Below are 15,786 nucleotides of genomic sequence, written 5' to 3'. Positions count from 1 at the left end.
AAGCATAGTGTGGTGGCGATAGCCTGAAGGATACACCTGTTCCCATGCCGAACACAGAAGTTAAGCTTCAGCACGCCAAAAGTAGTTGGGGGATCGCCCCCTGCGAGGATAGGACGTTGCCACGCAATTGATGGAAGATTAGCTCAGCTGGGAGAGCATCTGCCTTACAAGCAGGAGGTCACAGGTTCGATCCCTGTATCTTCCATTGAGCCGTTAGCTCAGCCGGTAGAGCATCTGACTTTTAATCAGAGGGTCGGCAGTTCGAACCTGCCACGGCTCATTAGTTTTATAAATATTCAATGCCGACTTAGCTCAGTTGGCTAGAGCGCCTGTCTTGTAAACAGGAGGTCGGAGGTTCGACTCCTCTAGTCGGCATTATGCGGAAGTAGTTCAGTGGTAGAACGCCACCTTGCCATGGTGGAGGTCGCGGGTTCGAATCCCGTCTTCCGCTTTGCGTCAGTTTTATATGCCGGGGTGGCGGAATTGGCAGACGCACAGGACTTAAAATCCTGCGGTCAGTAATGACCGTACCGGTTCGATCCCGGTCCTCGGCATTTATGCACCTATAGCGCAATTGGATAGAGTGTCTGACTACGAATCAGAAGGTTGTAGGTTCGACTCCTACTAGGTGCATTTTCATCGGGAAGTAGCTCAGCTTGGTAGAGCACCTGGTTTGGGACCAGGGGGTCGCAGGTTCGAATCCTGTCTTCCCGATTAGATATTTTATCTATAAATCGCGGTGTAGCTCAGCTGGCTAGAGCGTCCGGTTCATACCCGGGAGGTCGGGGGTTCGATCCCCTCTGCCGCGATTAGGTCTTGGATCTTTAGCTCAGTTGGTTTAGAGCAGACGGCTCATAACCGTCCGGTCGTAGGTTCGAGTCCTACAAGATCCATATGCCAAATTTTTTATTTGGTGGCCATTGTATTTTTATTATATACATGATATAATATTATGTGTCTATTGGAGGATTACCCAAGTCTGGCTGAAGGGAACGGTCTTGAAAACCGTCAGGCGAGTCAAATCGCGCGAGAGTTCGAATCTCTCATCCTCCTTTATTATCGCGGGGTAGAGCAGTCTGGTAGCTCGTCGGGCCCATAACCCGGAGGTCGTTGGTTCAAATCCAGCCCCCGCAATTTTGGTCCGTTGGTCCAGTCGGTTAAGACGCCTCCCTGTCACGGAGGAGATCACGAGTTCGAGTCTCGTACGGACCGCTTTAACATGGCTCGGTAGCTCAGTTGGTAGAGCAACGGATTGAAGCTCCGTGTGTCGGCAGTTCGATTCTGTCCCGCGCCACTTGTTTCAAATTTAATATGTTATGCGGGTGTAGTTTAGTGGTAAAACCATAGCCTTCCAAGCTATTGTCGCGAGTTCGATTCTCGTCACCCGCTTTTATATGGGCCTATAGCTCAGCTGGTTTAGAGCGCACGCCTGATAAGCGTGAGGTCGGTGGTTCGAGTCCACTTAGGCCCATTTTGGAGAAGTACTCAAGTTGGCTGAAGAGGCGCCCCTGCTAAGGGTGTAGGTCGCGTAAGCGGCGCGAGAGTTCGAATCTCTCCTTCTCCGTTTTTTATGACCCGTTGGTCAAGTGGTTTAAGACACTGCCCTTTCACGGCAGTAACATGGGTTCGAATCCCGTACGGGTCATCTATAATATTATAATTATCGCGGGGTAGAGCAGTCTGGCAGCTCGTCGGGCTCATAACCCGGAGGTCGTTGGTTCAAATCCAGCCCCCGCAATTTTGGTCTGTTGGTCCAGTCGGTTAAGACGCCTCCCTGTCACGGAGGAGATCACGAGTTCGAGTCTCGTACAGACCGTAAATATAATGAAAATATTCGATTTAATTCACTAAATTAAAAACTTAGTGAATTTTTTATTATTTTTTTGTATTAAAATAAAAGACATAGTTAGGTTGTATAAATAGCCTAAACTATGTCTTTTAAATTTCATTTTTTAATGTTAAAAGTTAATTATCTGATGTTACCCGTACATAACCAGCACTGTGATAATTTACTGTAAAATCATCTTTGAATTTGTCATAGGTTATAAAATTATCTTTTTCATCCTTTTTCCATTGCATGCAGTCATATTGTTCTTTCCATAAGGTTAATAAAACCCTTTTGTCCGGATTTTCTGACGAAGTCATATAATATGCACTGTACATTCCAGTGGGATAATTGACGTCAGTCATAAAATTGCTTACTTTAGCATCAAGAATTTTTCGTTTTTGAGCATCTAGGACTGCTTCTACATAATCAATATAGTGATTCCAATTATCTACACCAGTGTGAGAGACGACGTTAAAAACAATTGGATTACTAAAAATTGGATCTTTACCTGAATAATCAACTAACTCTAATCCACTAGCGTTGTTACTTGCTGAAAATAATGCTAAGTGACGTTCTGGATATTTTTTGATAATCTTATCAAGTACGGCTTTAGAACCAAATGTGACAGAAATTTTTGTTATCATAGTTAATACTCCATTCTTATTATTTACTTTAAGTTTAGAATAAAGTACGTTAAGTTAAAAGGGAAAAGGTTTATTTATAATAAAATGAGGGTGTAATCATGGAATTAACAGTTTTAGGATTTTATGGAGGGTATCCATATAATAATATCGGTACTAGTGGTTATTTATTGAAAACTAAAGATTTTAATTTGTTGATTGATTGTGGCAGTGGAGTATTAATGTCCTTAGAAAATGTGTTAGATCCATTAAAATTAAATGCTGTTATTTTATCGCATTATCATGCGGATCATATAGCTGATGTGGGAGTTTTACAATATTACTGGCAACTTCATGAAAAACGTTATCAGACTGATATTTTGCCAATTTACGGGCATACTTTAGACAAGGTGCAGTTTGATGCATTAACTTGGCCAAATGCCACTCAAAAGGTTGCTTTTGACCCAAATAAGGTTAATAATATTGGACCATTTGACATTAGTTTTTTAAAAACAGTGCATCCAGTTCCCGCATTTGCAATTAGAATCAAAAATCGAGACAACGGTAAAGTATTAGTTTATACTGCTGATTCAAGATATTTTGAAGAACTTATTGATTTTTCACAAAATGCAGATTTAATGATTGCAGACACCAATTTTTTTGCTAACAAAACTGATCAAATTTGGCATATGACTACTGCACAAGTAGGTGAGCTGGCAAAAAAAGCGAAGGTAAAGAAATTGTTGATTAGTCATTTGCCTCAAGTAAATGATTTTCAGCGATTGCTTTCAGAAACTAAAAAAGCTGTAGATGGAAAAGTTGATGTTGTTCTTCCAAAAGTTGGAATGAAGATTAATTTATAGAATAGTAAAGAGGGAGTTCAATTGAAATTTGAAAAAACTAATGAAAATACTATTAAGGTTTGGGTAACTAAAAGTGATTTAAAAGAACGAGATGTTAATCTTTTAGATTTAGTTGATGATCAAAATAAAGTTGAAAACTTTTTTTATAAAATATTGGAAGAAGTTGATGTTAATCATGAATTTCAAAATAATGATTTAGTTTCATTTCAGGTAATGCCGATTGAAAATGGATTTGAAATGATTATTAGTAAAGATAGTGATATGGTTTCTAGATTAACTGAAGCAAATGTTAATTTTACTTCCGATAAAACTCGAAAACGATTTGAAACTTTGAAAGAAAAAAACAAACCAATTGATGAATTTGATGAAAATAAAATGATTAGGACTGTTCCGATTCAATTTGATAATTTTGAAAACCTAGTTGTTGCAGTTAAACAAATAAAAAATTTTCAAAATTTGATAGGTATTCATATTGTTTCTGATATGTATAAAAAAGGGAATGAATATTACTTAATTTTAAAATATGTAATTTTGGCAGGTAATAATAACATTTCTAGTGTGTTATCTTTAATCGATAACCAGTCAGCTTTAATTTATGAATATGGAAAACTAAGTAAGATAAGAGCCAATAAAATTTCACATGAAGCTAAATTAATAATCAAGGATGCAGCAATTTCTACTTTGCTTAGTTACTTTGCTTAAAAGATCAACTTTTGTTGATCTTTTTTCGTATTATGCTAAGGGTAATCACAATGCTCATGGCATATCATAATCATAAACTTGTAATGGCTTCTGAAGCATCTAATAAAAATAAATATTTTTGTCCTGATTGTGGTGAAAAATTAATTTTTAAACACGGATTAAAAAACACAGCACATTTTTCTCATCAGAATCATTCTAATTGTGTAAATAGTGAGCCAGAGACGGAACAACATTTACAAGGGAAATCATATTTATTTAATGATTTAATTACGTTTGAAAAAGGCGTTCAAGTTGAAAAGTATTTAAAACCAATTAAGCAGCGACCTGATATTTTGATTAAAAACTTGGCAATCGAATTTCAATGTAGTCCTATTACAAATCAACGATTACGTGAGCGAATTGAAGGTTATTATCAAATTGGGATGGTTTCATTTTGGATTTTAGGATCAGCTTATTTACAAAAACGTGTTAATAGCATGGCTGTATTACGATTTATGCGTTATAAAGAATCAGTTGGTTTTTATTTAGTTTTTTTAAAAGTTACTCAAAAAAGATATTTACTTCGTTATCAAATCCATCAAATTGACAATCAAATTTATTATTCAGAAAAATTGTTTTCAAACTGGCAGGAATTACTTAATTATTTGCATAATTCAGCTGGATTTAAAACAACTACGCCTAGCTTGTTAAGAGTTACAAGTTTAATTGAAATGAATTTAAGAAGTTCTAATCATAATTTTATAAAATTACAAAATCATTGTTATTCAAACGGAGTTTCTGTTAGTGGATGTCCCTTAGTTTGTCATTATCCACGGATTATTCCACCACTTTTTGGCAATAATTGGTTAAATTGGCGCATTGAAATTATCTTGAAATTAAATGAAGTTACTGAGATTCCCATTGAAGAATTATATAAAGCAATATTTTTAAAGCAGACTTTTGACTATAATTTTCCCTTTATTAAAAGTATTGAATTTTTTTATCATAGGGCTTTTCTTGATTTTATAAATGTGTTGTGTAAGCAACAGTTTATTCAAATTAAAGCTGGAACAGCGGTAAAAATTAGTGAGTTTGTATGGTATCGGGATACTTATGCTAAAATTAAGGCAATTAAAAAGATTAAAAAGGAAGTCAAAAAATGAGTATTGAAAATATTCCCAATCGTAAAGATGTTCCAAAAAATTTAACCTGGGATCTTACTACTATTTTTAAGAACCATGCTGAATTTGAAAAAGAATTTAAACAAGTTAGCGCAATGCTTCCTCAGGTTAGTAATTTAACGGGGAAACTTAAAATGGACAGTAAATCTTTATTATACGTTGTGCAAACGGTTCTTAGATTAAATCGAATGTTTGAAAAATTGTATGTGTATGCTCAGTTAAGTAATGATATTGATACTTCTAATGGAAGTACTCAGACTGATATGGATAAAGTTGAAACTTTAGGAACTAAAGTTAATAAGGCACAATCTTGGTTTGATTTTGAAATAATTGAATTAGGCAGGCAAAAGATTGCACAATTCATCGAAGAACAACCACAGTTAAAACAATATGAACGACTTTTTGCGGTTATTTTAAAAAATGAAGGACATGTGTTGAAACCTGACGAAGAAAAGTTATTATCGGGGGCTGCTAACATTTTTGCTTCACCAGAAAAGATTTTTGGAATTTTGGATAGTTCTGATTTTTCTTTTCCAACTGTTCCAAATGAAGACGGTAAAATCGTTAAGCTTTCCAATGGAATTTATAGTTCGTTATTACAATCTTCTGATCGGGAGGTTCGTAAAACTGCCTTTCAAAAATTTTATACAGTCTTTGATCAATTTCAGCATACCCTTGCAGCTACTTTATCAACTGAAGTTTCAGTTAATAATTATCAAGCAGAAGTTCATCATTTTGACTCTGCTCGTGAAATGGCAATGCACGAAAATGAAATTCCAACTACTGTTTATGATACTTTAATAAAAAGTGTTAATCAGCATTTGCCATTATTACATCGATACGTTGCTTTGCGAAAGAAAATTTTGAATTTATCTGAAATGCATATGTATGATATGTACGTACCACTAGCTCAAGTACCAAAAACCAATTTTACCTTTAATAAAGGGAAGCAGATTGTTTTAGATGCTTTAGAGACGATGGGGGACGATTATCTTAAACATGTTCAAGAAGAATTTGATAATCGGTGGATTGATGTGGTGGAGAATCAGGGAAAACGAACCGGCGCTTATTCTTCAGGAATGTATGATACTAATCCGTATGTATTGTTAAATTGGCAAGATAACTTGGATAACATTTATACTTTGATTCACGAAACTGGACACAGTATGCACAGTTATTATTCTAGTCATAATCAACCATATCAATATGGTGATTATTCAATTTTTGTAGCCGAGATTGCATCGACTACGAATGAAAATATTTTAACTGATTATTTATTGGAAAATACAGCAGATCCAGAAATTAAAAAATATATTTTAAGTTCATATCTCGAAGGCTTTAAGGGGACTATTTTTAGACAAACACAATTTGCGGAATTTGAAAATGAAATTCATCAAGCATCCCAAGCAGGAAAGGCTTTAACTGCTGATTTTATGAATGAAAAATATTTAAAATTAAATCAAAAATATTATGGAAATCAAATCATTTCTGATCCTGAAATTAAATTAGAATGGTCTAGAATTCCACATTTTTACTATGATTTTTATGTTTATCAATATGCTACGGGATTTGCTGCTGCTTCAAATTTAGCTACTAATCTTACTAGTGGAAATGAGCGAGATTTACAAAATTATCTGGATTATTTGAAATCAGGTAGCTCAAAAACGCCTATTGAAATCATGCAATTAGCTGGAGTTGATATGATGGATAGTAGTTATTTAGATAATGCATTTGCAAAATTTGCTAATCGTCTTGATCAGTTAGAAGATTTATTGTAGAAAAAAAGCTTAAACGACTATTTGTTAGTCATTTAAGCTTTTTTATAACACACGTAAATTATGAGTTTGGTTTAAATTTTTTAGAGAATCTTTGTTAATTATTTTTTGACAGATATTATGTAATTGTGAATAATCGACCTTTTCAATCAATAAACCATTATTATCGGATGTACAATCAAAAATGACTAGGTTACCATGATTTACGATATTCATTTCTGACATTAATTCCTGATCAGCTTTAAATGTATTAATAATTAACTGTGAATGACGGTCTTCTTTAAACATTTCCAAGTCTAAATTGATTTGTTTTGCAATGTCATAAACCAAGGTCTTGTTATATGAAGCTCCCTCAATAAAGATCTTTTGTTGCAATGAGGCTAAAAACTGTCGTCCCTTTTTACATCCTTGAAATAAAGCAGCTTTATAATCAAGAATAAGTTCATAGGAGTTTGGTTTTGATTGATCTGTAGGGTTCAAAACTCCTAGGTTCATGAATGGTATAAATTTCAAACTAATATTAGTTGAAATATTTTTAGCTATCTTAGTAACTGCTTTTTCAGCACGAAGACATTCTGAACACGAGGTTTCAACGAATAAATACATTTCAATCATAACTAGCTCCTTTCAGTAAATTAAATAATAATGCATTATTTACAATACCTAAATTTTCATTAAATTTCAATAATTTTGTTTTAAAACCTGTAAAATAATCTACAAATAAATATGATATGATAAAGTCAATCTTATAAATCAGAATGGAGTGGTTTTATGATTGAAAATTGGGAATTATTTTTGTTTCCCTATAATCAAGCCGCAAAAGAATGGAAAGTTAAACTTCGTGGAATTCGAGATGAATTTCAACAATTAGATGAACATTCTCCAATCGAATTCGTAACCAGTCGGATTAAATCAATTGATAGTATTAAAGAAAAAATAAAACGTAGAAATATTGCACCAGATCGTTTAACAGAGGATATGGAAGACATCTGTGGGCTACGAATCATGTGTCCCTTTTTAGACGATATTCATGAAGTTGTTAATATCTTACGCAGACGAAATGATATTGACATTGTTTCTGAACGAGATTATGTAAATAACGAAAAGGAAAGCGGATATCGTTCTTATCATATTATTTTTCGTTATCCTTTACAGTTGATAGACGGACAACGCGATATTTTAGTAGAAATTCAAATCAGAACTTTAGCAATGAATTTTTGGGCTACATTGGAACATTCATTGAATTATAAGCATCCAAATGCTTTTCCTGCTGAAGTTCATCAAAGATTGCAAGCTGCTTCTGAAACGGCGTTTAAACTTGATGAAGAGATGTCAAAAATTAGAAATGAATTAGTTAAAGATGCTGAAAAAGATCAATCTAAAGGGGAAGAAAAGTAATGCGAATTGCTATTTATGGTAATGATAATAAAATGTCGAGTCAGGTAGCATCGAAACTATCAGAATTGATTAATAAATCCAATGTGTTGGAACTTGATGAGTTAAATCCAGAAGTAGTTATTTCAGTTGGTGGAGATGGAACGTTACTATCAGCTTTTCATCACTATGATGATTTAATGGAAAAAGTTAGGTATGTTGGAATTCATACCGGTCACTTGGGATTTTATACTGATTGGCGAGATAACGAAGTTAAGCAGTTAGTTGCTAGTTTAGAACATGATAATGGTCAAAGTGTAAGCTATCCATTGCTAAGTATTGAAATTAAATACTCTGATGGTGGTCGTCCTGATTATATGGTGGCTTTAAATGAGTCAACCGTAAAAAAATTATTTGGAACGATGGTTGCTAAGGTTTATATTAAAGATCAATTATTTGAAAGCTTTAGAGGGGATGGTTTGTGTATTTCAACTCCTACTGGATCAACTGCTTATAACAAATCAGTAGGCGGAGCAATTATTTCACCTGAATTTAATGCTGTTCAAGTTGCAGAAATGGCGTCGATTAATAACCGTGTGTTCCGAACTATTGGATCTCCTATTATTATTCCACCTACGGAAAGTATTACGATTGTTCCTAAAGTTTCTTTACACAATGTCTTAACTTGTGATCAGTTATTAGTGATGGATCGTCCAATTGAATCAATTACATATCGAATTTCCAAGCGACGAATTTATTTTGCTAAGTATCGACATACTAATTTCTGGAAGCGGGTAAGTAATTCATTTATCGGCAGTTCAATCAATGACTGAATTTGTTTGGGAAAATAAAAACGATTCGCCTCTTAAATTAAGAACTTTTTTATTAAATAAATGTGTGACTCGTTCTTTATTGAAACGGATTAAATATCATGGTGGAAGTACGTTAGTTAATAATGTAGAACAATATACTAACTACATGTTAAATCCCAGAGACATGGTTAAAATAAAGTTACCACCAGAGACTCAAAATGAGTTTTTAAATGTTTCTAATTTACCATTTGAAATCTTGTTTGAAAATGACAATTATCTGATTATCAATAAAGCTGTCAAAGTAGCCACTGTTCCTTCTAGAATTTATCCTAATGATACATTAGTAAATCGAGTTTTAGGATATTATTTGCGCAATAATTTTTCTAATAAAACAATTCATGCCGTAAATCGTTTGGATCGAGGAACCAGTGGGCCTGTAGTATTTGCCAAAAACAGTTTAGCGCATTCTGTGATGGATAAAGCTTTAAAGCAGCATGAAGTGAAAAAATATTATATTGCTGGCGTTCAAGGTAAATTGAACATTGACCATGCAAATATTATTTTACCTTTAGGACGCAAGCCTGATTCTTTTATTGAGCGAAGTGTTACTACTGATGGTAAGTATTCTCGAACTGAGTTTTGGACTCAACAGGCTGGTAATGATTATTCAATTGTTAAAGTGCAACTTCATACTGGTCGGACCCATCAGATTAGAGTTCATTTTGCGGCTATTGGACATCCTTTACTAGGGGATTGGCTTTACAATCCGACTAATAAACTATTAGATCATCAAGCATTACATTGTTATGAGTTAGAGTTTTATGATCCACTTGATGAAAAAACAATTAAAGTTACGGCACCCATTCCTATTTATTTTAATGAATTGCAAAAAAAATAATCTGACATTTTGTCAGATTATTTTTTATTGATAATATTTAGTGGTTGATATTTATCCTCTATTTCAACTAATTCATCTTGATTAAATGTAATCGGAATTACTTGCAAAGTGGGGTCTTTAGATAATTTACTTTGTAACTTTTCAAAGTTTTTATAAGTTATAATCCCAGTAAAATGATTATCAATTAACCACTGAATATTTTGATCCCAATTTATTTCGTTAATTTCATCAAAAGCTGGTGAAAAAAATTTCCATTCCAGCTGAAGCACCAATTAAGATTTGCATTGCTTCTTTATCAATTTGATGATCCTTTGTAGTGGCTCCAATTAAGACCCCGTCTACACCTAATTCTTGGCATTGAAATAAATCATCTTCCATAATTTTAATTTCAGAATCATTAAAAACGCTAGTGTCTTGATTGGCATTGATCCACACATCCAAACTTTTTTGTTTTTCATGCACATACTTGGTTGCTTCAGCAATTAAACCACGACTTGGTGTCATTTTATTATTTGCAATTGCAACTCGCATTTTAGTTGTTCCAGCTGCTGAAGGGAGAGCACTAAAACAATCAATTAATGGTTCAATAAACGACATTTATTTCATCTCCTTATTTCTAATTATACCTTGTTTTTTCGCAAAAAAATATTAATTCAAGAAATGAAAAATTTAATGACGTGGTATAATAAAGCATTGGAAACTAAAATTTAGAGATTTGGAGCGATTTCATGACTAATCATATTGTGTTATTTGAACCTTTAATGCCGGCTAATACTGGTAATATTGCTAGAACATGTGCTGGAACTGACACTGTTCTAGATTTAATTAAGCCGCTCGGATTTTCCGTTGATGATAAACACTTGAAACGAGCAGGATTGGATTATTGGGATAAAGTTCAAATAAATTATCATGACAATTTGCCTGCTTTTTTAAAAACGGTTCCAAACCAGCAACAAATGTTTTTAGTCTCTAAGTTTGGAAAGTATACCTATACAGATCATGATTACAGTAATCCTAATCAAGACTATTACTTTGTTTTTGGGAAGGAAACTACTGGATTACCAGAAAAATTTGAACAAAAATATGCTGAACAGGCAGTTAGAATCCCACAAGACGATTCACATATTCGTGCTTTAAATTTATCAAATACTTGTGCCATCGTAATATATGAAGCATTACGACAGCAACAATTTAATGGACTAGCTAAGATTCATAACTATCAACATGATAAATTAAAAGATTTTAAAAAATAAGAGTGAGGTGTTTTTTTGACTACAAGAAAGACAACTAGAAAGAAAATTACCAAAAAACGACCAACTAAACGAAAAAAAAATGTAAAAAATACATTTAGTAAACGATTTTTACAGTTTTGTTTGGAAAGAAAAATCAATATTTTAGGGTTATTAGTAATGATAATTTCTCTGTTGGGTTTTTTTAGTTTGGGGATTATTGGCACATTTTTTGCTAATCTATTCCGAATCTTAGTTGGAAATTCATATCAAGTTTTATTAGCTTTATTTGGAATTTGGGGCATTTTTTTATTAATAGAACATCCACTTCCCAAAGTTAAAGATCGTTTTTTAGTTGGGACTGGGGTAAGTTTTACCGGATATTTGATTTTTGCTTCTCTTTCGATGTTTAATGCTTTAGATCAGCATTTTCAATATTGGGGGACTACTTGGAAAACTTTGATGAATGATTTTGTGAAAGGATCAACTACTGCCAACGTTGGTGGTGGAATGATTGGAGCTGGTTTGCTAACCATTTTTTCAAAATTGATTTCTTTAATTGGAACTGATATTTTAGCAATTTTGTTAATGTTGGGTGGTTTATTAATTTTCTTTAATGTTCCTGTGATTAAAATTACTAGAAATGGTTTTAACTGGATAAAAAAATGGTTTGGAACCGTTAAAGCAGCCCATAATCGTCGTATTTTACAACGAAAATCGATAAAAAAGCCAACTATTATTGAATCTGAAATAGTTAAGCATAAAGGATCACTTCAACAAGATGAAATAGAGCAGCCTTCTGAAACTATCGAACAATCCAAAGATGTTAAGGTCAATGAAAAACCAAACATTAGAATGGCTATTAATAATCAAACAACTGACGAACAAATTTTTAACACTTCACCGGTTAAAACTTCTAATGGTGACTATCAATTACCATCTATTAACTTATTAGCTAAAATTCCACCAACTGATCAAACTACTGAATACCATGCGATTGATAAAAACACTCAAATTTTACAAAAAACTTTAAAGAGTTTTGGAGTAGACGCCGAGGTTAAAAATGTAAGTCTTGGTCCTTCAGTAACTGAATATGAACTACATCCAGCTATCGGGGTTAAAGTTAGCAAAATTGTAAATTTAAGTGATGATCTAGCGTTGGCATTGGCTGCAAAAGATATTCGAATTGAAGCTCCCATACCTGGTAAATCTTTAATTGGAATTGAAGTACCCAATAAAGAAGTATCAATGGTATCTTTTCGTGATGTCTTTGAAACTCAATCTAAAAAAACACGAGATGATGTACTTAGTGTTCCACTTGGAAAAGATGTAAATGGGAACGTGATTTCTTGTGATTTAACGAAAATGCCTCATTTACTAATTGCTGGATCGACAGGGAGCGGAAAATCAGTTGCAATTAATGGGATTTTGACTAGCATTTTGTTAAAAGCAACTCCAGATCAAGTTAAAATGATGTTGATTGATCCTAAAAAGGTTGAATTAGGAGTTTATAATGGGATTCCGCATCTTTTGTCTCCGGTTGTCTCAGAACCAAAAAAAGCAACTCGAGCTTTGGGGAAAGTAGTTGCTGAAATGGAAAAAAGATATGAGCTATTTGCAAAAGCCGGTCAAAGAAAAATTAGTACTTATAATGAATTTATTAAACATAAAAATTCAGAAGAGGGGACTGATCTACCAACTTTGCCATACATTGTAGTAGTTGTTGATGAACTGGCAGATTTGATGATGACCGTTTCAAATGAGGTAGAAAGTGCCATCATTCGATTAGCGCAAATGGGAAGAGCAGCTGGTGTTCATATGATTTTAGCTACCCAACGACCTTCTGTTGATGTTATTACGGGATTAATTAAAGCCAATGTACCGTCCAGAATTGCATTTGCAGTTTCGAGTGGAACAGATTCAAGAACTATTTTGGATGCTAATGGAGCTGAAAAATTACTTGGTCGCGGTGACATGTTGTATGAACCAATTGATCTTAATAAACCGTTGCGAATTCAAGGATCATTTATTTCTGATCAGGATGTTGAAAGTGTTGTTGACTTTGTTAAGCAAGAAGGCGATCCTGATTATGATGAAAATATGATAATCAGTGATGAAGAAATAACCCAAGATGAAAAAGATGAAGAGAAGGACGAGTTATTTGATGAAGCATTGGATTTTGTAGTTAAGGAACATAAGGCAAGTACTTCGATGTTACAACGTCGTTTTCGAATTGGGTATAACCGAGCTGCTAGAATCATTGATGATATGGAACAAAGAGGTTATGTTGGTCCCCAACGTGGGAGCACTCCTAGAACTGTTTATAAACAAGAAGATTCTTCGGTTGATTCATAAAAATAATGACCTGAAGAAATTTTCTTCAGGTCATTATTTTTATTATTCCATTAAAGCTGCAGCAGAACCTAAAACAACTCCGCCAATTGTTACAATAATCATAATCCATACAAAAACGTATAAAATTTTTTGAAAAGTTGATTTATCTTTCCATTTTGTCAATTTAAACACCACTTTCAATATAATAATAATAAGTTTAACTGTGTGACGAAAACAATGCAAATCACATCAAATAAGGAAGGAAGAAATTAAAATATGCAGGTAGTTTCATATCCACAAACAATTGAGGCGTTATTTGAAATTCAGTTAATTCCTTTTGTTACTTTAATAATTGTAATGTTTTTATTTAGTTTGTTTAATAGAATTACTAAATTTAAATTTTTTAAAAAAATAAAAATAATTGATTTCTTTCCTATTTTTGCAATTATTGCTATTCATCAAATCACCATGAATAGCCATGGGACAACTTTTTTGCCAATTTTTATTTGTGGCTGGATGTTGATTGGAATCATTTGGATTATTTATTTATTAATTCATAATGGTGAAGTTATCATTAAACAATTTATGATTGCATTTTGGCGTTTTGCTGATTTATATTGGTTATTTTTTTATTTAATTTGTTTTGGTTATGAAATTATTATAAAACTGTGATAAAGCCATTTGAGATTACTTTCTCAAATGGCTTTATTTTTTTGTGGTGAATTTTAGTGTTTAAGTGGTTGAAAGTGGTAGTTTGTGGTAGACTAAACTATGTTTAGGGAAAGGGATGATTAGCTATGTTTATGGGTGAGTACCGTCATAATATTGACTCAAAAGGCAGGCTTATCATTCCTGCAAAATTTCGAGAGCAACTAGGCAATCGGTTTATCGTTACGAGAGGTCTTGATGGTTGCTTGTTTGGTTACACTGAATCCGAATGGCAAAAAGTTCAAGATGAAGTGAATAAACTTCCTTTTAATAAACGTGATGCCCGAACTTTTGCTCGCTTGTTTTTTTCTGCCGCTACGGAATGTGAGATTGATAAACAAGGGAGAATTAATCTGCCTGATCCTTTAATTAAGTATGCCAAACTAACTAAAAATTGTGTGTTAACTGGTGTTTCGAAGCGATTTGAGATTTGGGATGCAAAAAAATGGGATGATTACAATGATCAAGCTCAAGATGATTTTAATGATATTGCAGAAAATTTATTAGACTTTTGATTGAAAGGAAAAAATATAGATGACTGAATTTAAGCATGAGACTGTTTTATTAAAAGAAGCAGTAGCGGGTCTGAATGTGAAAGCCAATGGTACTTATGTTGATTGTACCTTAGGCGGTGGAGGACATAGCACATTAATTCTTTCTGAACTAAACGAAGGTCATCTATATGCTTTTGATCAGGATGAAACGGCTATTGATTATAATCAACAACATTTACAAAAATATCTTGCCAATAATGAATTAACTTTTATTCATGATAATTTTCGTAATTTGAAAACTGATTTAAATGATTATGGAGTTCATGGAGTTGATGGGATTGTTTACGATTTAGGAGTTTCGTCACCACAATTTGATGTAGCTGATCGTGGTTTTAGTTATCAAAAAGATGCACGTCTTGATATGCGAATGGATCAAAGACAATCGTTAGATGCTTGGGAGATAGTAAATAATTGGTCCTACGAACAGTTAATTAGAATTTTCTTTCGTTATGGTGAAGAAAAATTTGCTAAGCCAATTGCAAGAAGCATTGAGAAAATTCGTGTTAAACAGCCGATTAATACAACTACCCAATTAGCCGACATAGTTAAAGAAGCTATTCCGGCAGCAGCTCGTCGTCACGGTGGCAATCCTGCAAAAAAAGTTTTTCAAGCAATTCGAATTGCAGTTAATGATGAATTGGGCGCATTAGAAAAGTCATTGGAGCAAGCACTTGAATTATTAAATGTGAATGGTCGTATTAGTGTAATTACTTTTCAATCCTTAGAAGATCGTTTAGTGAAACGAATGTTTAAAGAAAAAACAACTATTGAAAATTTACCACCTAATATTCCTGTAATTCCTGATGAAATGCAACCTCATTTTAAAATGATTCAAAAGAAGCCCATTTTACCCAGTGAAGAAGAACAAACAAAAAATCGTCGATCACATAGTGCAAAATTAAGAATTATCGAAAAAATAAAATAAGAGG

At 33.4% G+C, this 15,786-nt stretch carries 16 protein-coding genes, 19 tRNA genes and 1 rRNA gene; 32 read left to right on the top strand and 4 right to left on the bottom strand.

Annotation, left to right across the window (positions count from 1 at the left end):
- Positions 1 to 8: 8 nt before the first annotated feature.
- The 20 genes from rrf to BHU33_RS06740 all read left to right on the top strand — a co-directional run bounded on the left by rrf (position 9) and on the right by BHU33_RS06740 (position 1,816).
- Positions 9 to 125 (top strand): 5S ribosomal RNA (gene rrf, locus BHU33_RS06835).
- A 7-nt stretch (positions 126 to 132) separates the two neighbouring features.
- Positions 133 to 205 (top strand) — tRNA-Val (locus BHU33_RS06830).
- Between the two features lie 2 nt (positions 206 to 207).
- Positions 208 to 280 (top strand) — tRNA-Lys (locus BHU33_RS06825).
- A 21-nt stretch (positions 281 to 301) separates the two neighbouring features.
- Positions 302 to 375 (top strand) — tRNA-Thr (locus BHU33_RS06820).
- Between the two features lie 4 nt (positions 376 to 379).
- Positions 380 to 451: transfer RNA gene (locus BHU33_RS06815), tRNA-Gly, on the top strand.
- 17 nt (positions 452 to 468) lie between these two features.
- Positions 469 to 554 (top strand) — tRNA-Leu (locus BHU33_RS06810).
- A gap of 5 nt (positions 555 to 559) precedes the next feature.
- Positions 560 to 633 (top strand) — tRNA-Arg (locus BHU33_RS06805).
- A gap of 7 nt (positions 634 to 640) precedes the next feature.
- Positions 641 to 714: transfer RNA gene (locus BHU33_RS06800), tRNA-Pro, on the top strand.
- Between the two features lie 21 nt (positions 715 to 735).
- Positions 736 to 809, top strand: a tRNA-Met gene (locus tag BHU33_RS06795).
- Between the two features lie 9 nt (positions 810 to 818).
- Positions 819 to 893, top strand: a tRNA-Ile gene (locus BHU33_RS06790).
- A 70-nt stretch (positions 894 to 963) separates the two neighbouring features.
- Positions 964 to 1,053 (top strand) — tRNA-Ser (locus tag BHU33_RS06785).
- A 7-nt stretch (positions 1,054 to 1,060) separates the two neighbouring features.
- Positions 1,061 to 1,134 (top strand) — tRNA-Met (locus BHU33_RS06780).
- 4 nt (positions 1,135 to 1,138) lie between these two features.
- Positions 1,139 to 1,212: transfer RNA gene (locus BHU33_RS06775), tRNA-Asp, on the top strand.
- A 9-nt stretch (positions 1,213 to 1,221) separates the two neighbouring features.
- Positions 1,222 to 1,294 (top strand) — tRNA-Phe (locus BHU33_RS06770).
- 24 nt (positions 1,295 to 1,318) lie between these two features.
- Positions 1,319 to 1,389 (top strand) — tRNA-Gly (locus BHU33_RS06765).
- Between the two features lie 7 nt (positions 1,390 to 1,396).
- A tRNA-Ile gene (locus tag BHU33_RS06760) sits at positions 1,397 to 1,471 on the top strand.
- Between the two features lie 4 nt (positions 1,472 to 1,475).
- Positions 1,476 to 1,564: transfer RNA gene (locus BHU33_RS06755), tRNA-Ser, on the top strand.
- 8 nt (positions 1,565 to 1,572) lie between these two features.
- A tRNA-Glu gene (locus BHU33_RS06750) sits at positions 1,573 to 1,645 on the top strand.
- Between the two features lie 19 nt (positions 1,646 to 1,664).
- Positions 1,665 to 1,738, top strand: a tRNA-Met gene (locus BHU33_RS06745).
- Positions 1,739 to 1,742: 4 nt separating this feature from the next.
- Positions 1,743 to 1,816: transfer RNA gene (locus BHU33_RS06740), tRNA-Asp, on the top strand.
- Positions 1,817 to 1,965: 149 nt separating this feature from the next.
- Here the strand turns inward: BHU33_RS06740 and BHU33_RS06735 are convergent.
- On the bottom strand, positions 1,966 to 2,472 hold the full coding sequence (locus BHU33_RS06735) for a hypothetical protein (RefSeq protein ID WP_054646708.1): 507 nt from the start codon (positions 2,470 to 2,472) through the stop codon (positions 1,966 to 1,968).
- A 98-nt stretch (positions 2,473 to 2,570) separates the two neighbouring features.
- Here BHU33_RS06735 and BHU33_RS06730 point away from each other — a divergent pair, with 98 nt between their 5' ends.
- The 4 genes from BHU33_RS06730 to pepF are packed head-to-tail and all read left to right on the top strand — an operon-like array spanning position 2,571 to position 6,951.
- Entirely contained in the window at positions 2,571 to 3,311 is a 741-nt protein-coding gene (locus tag BHU33_RS06730) for an MBL fold metallo-hydrolase (protein WP_056997757.1), read from the top strand.
- 21 nt (positions 3,312 to 3,332) lie between these two features.
- A complete protein-coding gene (locus BHU33_RS06725; protein ID WP_054646707.1) occupies positions 3,333 to 4,013 on the top strand; it encodes an adaptor protein MecA in 681 nt (226 codons plus the stop codon).
- Between the two features lie 50 nt (positions 4,014 to 4,063).
- Positions 4,064 to 5,155, top strand: coding sequence for a competence protein CoiA family protein (locus BHU33_RS06720; RefSeq protein WP_056997756.1), 1,092 nt, complete (start codon positions 4,064 to 4,066; stop codon positions 5,153 to 5,155).
- Entirely contained in the window at positions 5,152 to 6,951 is a 1,800-nt protein-coding gene (gene pepF / locus BHU33_RS06715; RefSeq protein WP_054646704.1) for an oligoendopeptidase F, read from the top strand. Before BHU33_RS06720 ends, pepF begins: the two co-directional genes overlap by 4 nt.
- A 42-nt stretch (positions 6,952 to 6,993) precedes the next feature.
- Here pepF and BHU33_RS06710 read toward each other — a convergent pair whose 3' ends face one another.
- Positions 6,994 to 7,563 (bottom strand): DsbA family protein, encoded by a 570-nt coding sequence (locus BHU33_RS06710; protein ID WP_054646703.1) that lies wholly within the window; start codon positions 7,561 to 7,563, stop codon positions 6,994 to 6,996.
- Between the two features lie 156 nt (positions 7,564 to 7,719).
- On the opposite strand from BHU33_RS06710, the gene BHU33_RS06705 reads away from it, so the two are divergent.
- Genes BHU33_RS06705 through BHU33_RS06695 form a run of 3 tightly spaced genes read left to right on the top strand, consistent with a single transcriptional unit; the run spans position 7,720 to position 10,032 of the window.
- Entirely contained in the window at positions 7,720 to 8,346 is a 627-nt protein-coding gene (locus BHU33_RS06705) for a GTP pyrophosphokinase (protein ID WP_054646702.1), read from the top strand.
- Positions 8,346 to 9,155 carry an NAD kinase gene (locus BHU33_RS06700; RefSeq protein ID WP_054646701.1) on the top strand — a complete coding sequence of 270 codons (810 nt, stop codon included), beginning with the start codon at positions 8,346 to 8,348 and terminating at the stop codon, positions 9,153 to 9,155. Before BHU33_RS06705 ends, BHU33_RS06700 begins: the two co-directional genes overlap by 1 nt.
- Positions 9,148 to 10,032 (top strand): RluA family pseudouridine synthase, encoded by an 885-nt coding sequence (locus BHU33_RS06695; protein ID WP_056997755.1) that lies wholly within the window; start codon positions 9,148 to 9,150, stop codon positions 10,030 to 10,032. The genes BHU33_RS06700 and BHU33_RS06695 overlap by 8 nt, the downstream gene beginning before the upstream one ends.
- Positions 10,033 to 10,260: 228 nt before the next feature.
- Here the strand turns inward: BHU33_RS06695 and BHU33_RS06685 are convergent, their stop codons facing one another.
- Positions 10,261 to 10,629, bottom strand: a complete 369-nt coding sequence (locus BHU33_RS06685; protein WP_054646699.1) for a copper homeostasis protein CutC — start codon at positions 10,627 to 10,629, stop codon at positions 10,261 to 10,263.
- Positions 10,630 to 10,760: 131 nt separating this feature from the next.
- On the opposite strand from BHU33_RS06685, the gene BHU33_RS06680 reads away from it, so the two are divergent.
- Positions 10,761 to 11,285: a tRNA (cytidine(34)-2'-O)-methyltransferase gene (locus BHU33_RS06680; RefSeq protein WP_054646698.1), complete on the top strand. Its 525-nt coding sequence runs from the start codon at positions 10,761 to 10,763 to the stop codon at positions 11,283 to 11,285.
- A gap of 156 nt (positions 11,286 to 11,441) precedes the next feature.
- Entirely contained in the window at positions 11,442 to 13,616 is a 2,175-nt protein-coding gene (locus BHU33_RS06675; RefSeq protein WP_141117423.1) for a DNA translocase FtsK, read from the top strand.
- A 42-nt stretch (positions 13,617 to 13,658) separates the two neighbouring features.
- Here BHU33_RS06675 and BHU33_RS06670 read toward each other — a convergent pair whose 3' ends face one another.
- On the bottom strand, positions 13,659 to 13,778 hold the full coding sequence (locus BHU33_RS06670; protein ID WP_078775200.1) for a DUF4044 domain-containing protein: 120 nt from the start codon (positions 13,776 to 13,778) through the stop codon (positions 13,659 to 13,661).
- Between the two features lie 93 nt (positions 13,779 to 13,871).
- On the opposite strand from BHU33_RS06670, the gene BHU33_RS06665 reads away from it, so the two are divergent.
- The 3 genes from BHU33_RS06665 (at position 13,872) to rsmH (ending at position 15,782) form a co-directional block, all read left to right on the top strand.
- Positions 13,872 to 14,267: a DUF3397 family protein gene (locus tag BHU33_RS06665; protein ID WP_054646697.1), complete on the top strand. Its 396-nt coding sequence runs from the start codon at positions 13,872 to 13,874 to the stop codon at positions 14,265 to 14,267.
- A 125-nt stretch (positions 14,268 to 14,392) separates the two neighbouring features.
- Entirely contained in the window at positions 14,393 to 14,818 is a 426-nt protein-coding gene (mraZ, locus tag BHU33_RS06660) for a division/cell wall cluster transcriptional repressor MraZ (RefSeq protein WP_054646696.1), read from the top strand.
- A 19-nt stretch (positions 14,819 to 14,837) separates the two neighbouring features.
- The gene (gene rsmH / locus BHU33_RS06655; RefSeq protein WP_054646695.1) at positions 14,838 to 15,782 is read left to right on the top strand and encodes a 16S rRNA (cytosine(1402)-N(4))-methyltransferase RsmH; all 945 of its coding nucleotides are present in this window, start codon (positions 14,838 to 14,840) and stop codon (positions 15,780 to 15,782) included.
- The last annotated feature ends 4 nt before the right edge of the window (positions 15,783 to 15,786 follow it).

The sequence above is a fragment of the Fructilactobacillus lindneri DSM 20690 = JCM 11027 genome, assembly GCF_002907375.1.
Classification (GTDB): domain Bacteria; phylum Bacillota; class Bacilli; order Lactobacillales; family Lactobacillaceae; genus Fructilactobacillus; species Fructilactobacillus lindneri.
This window is presented reverse-complemented; position numbering and strand designations above follow the sequence as displayed.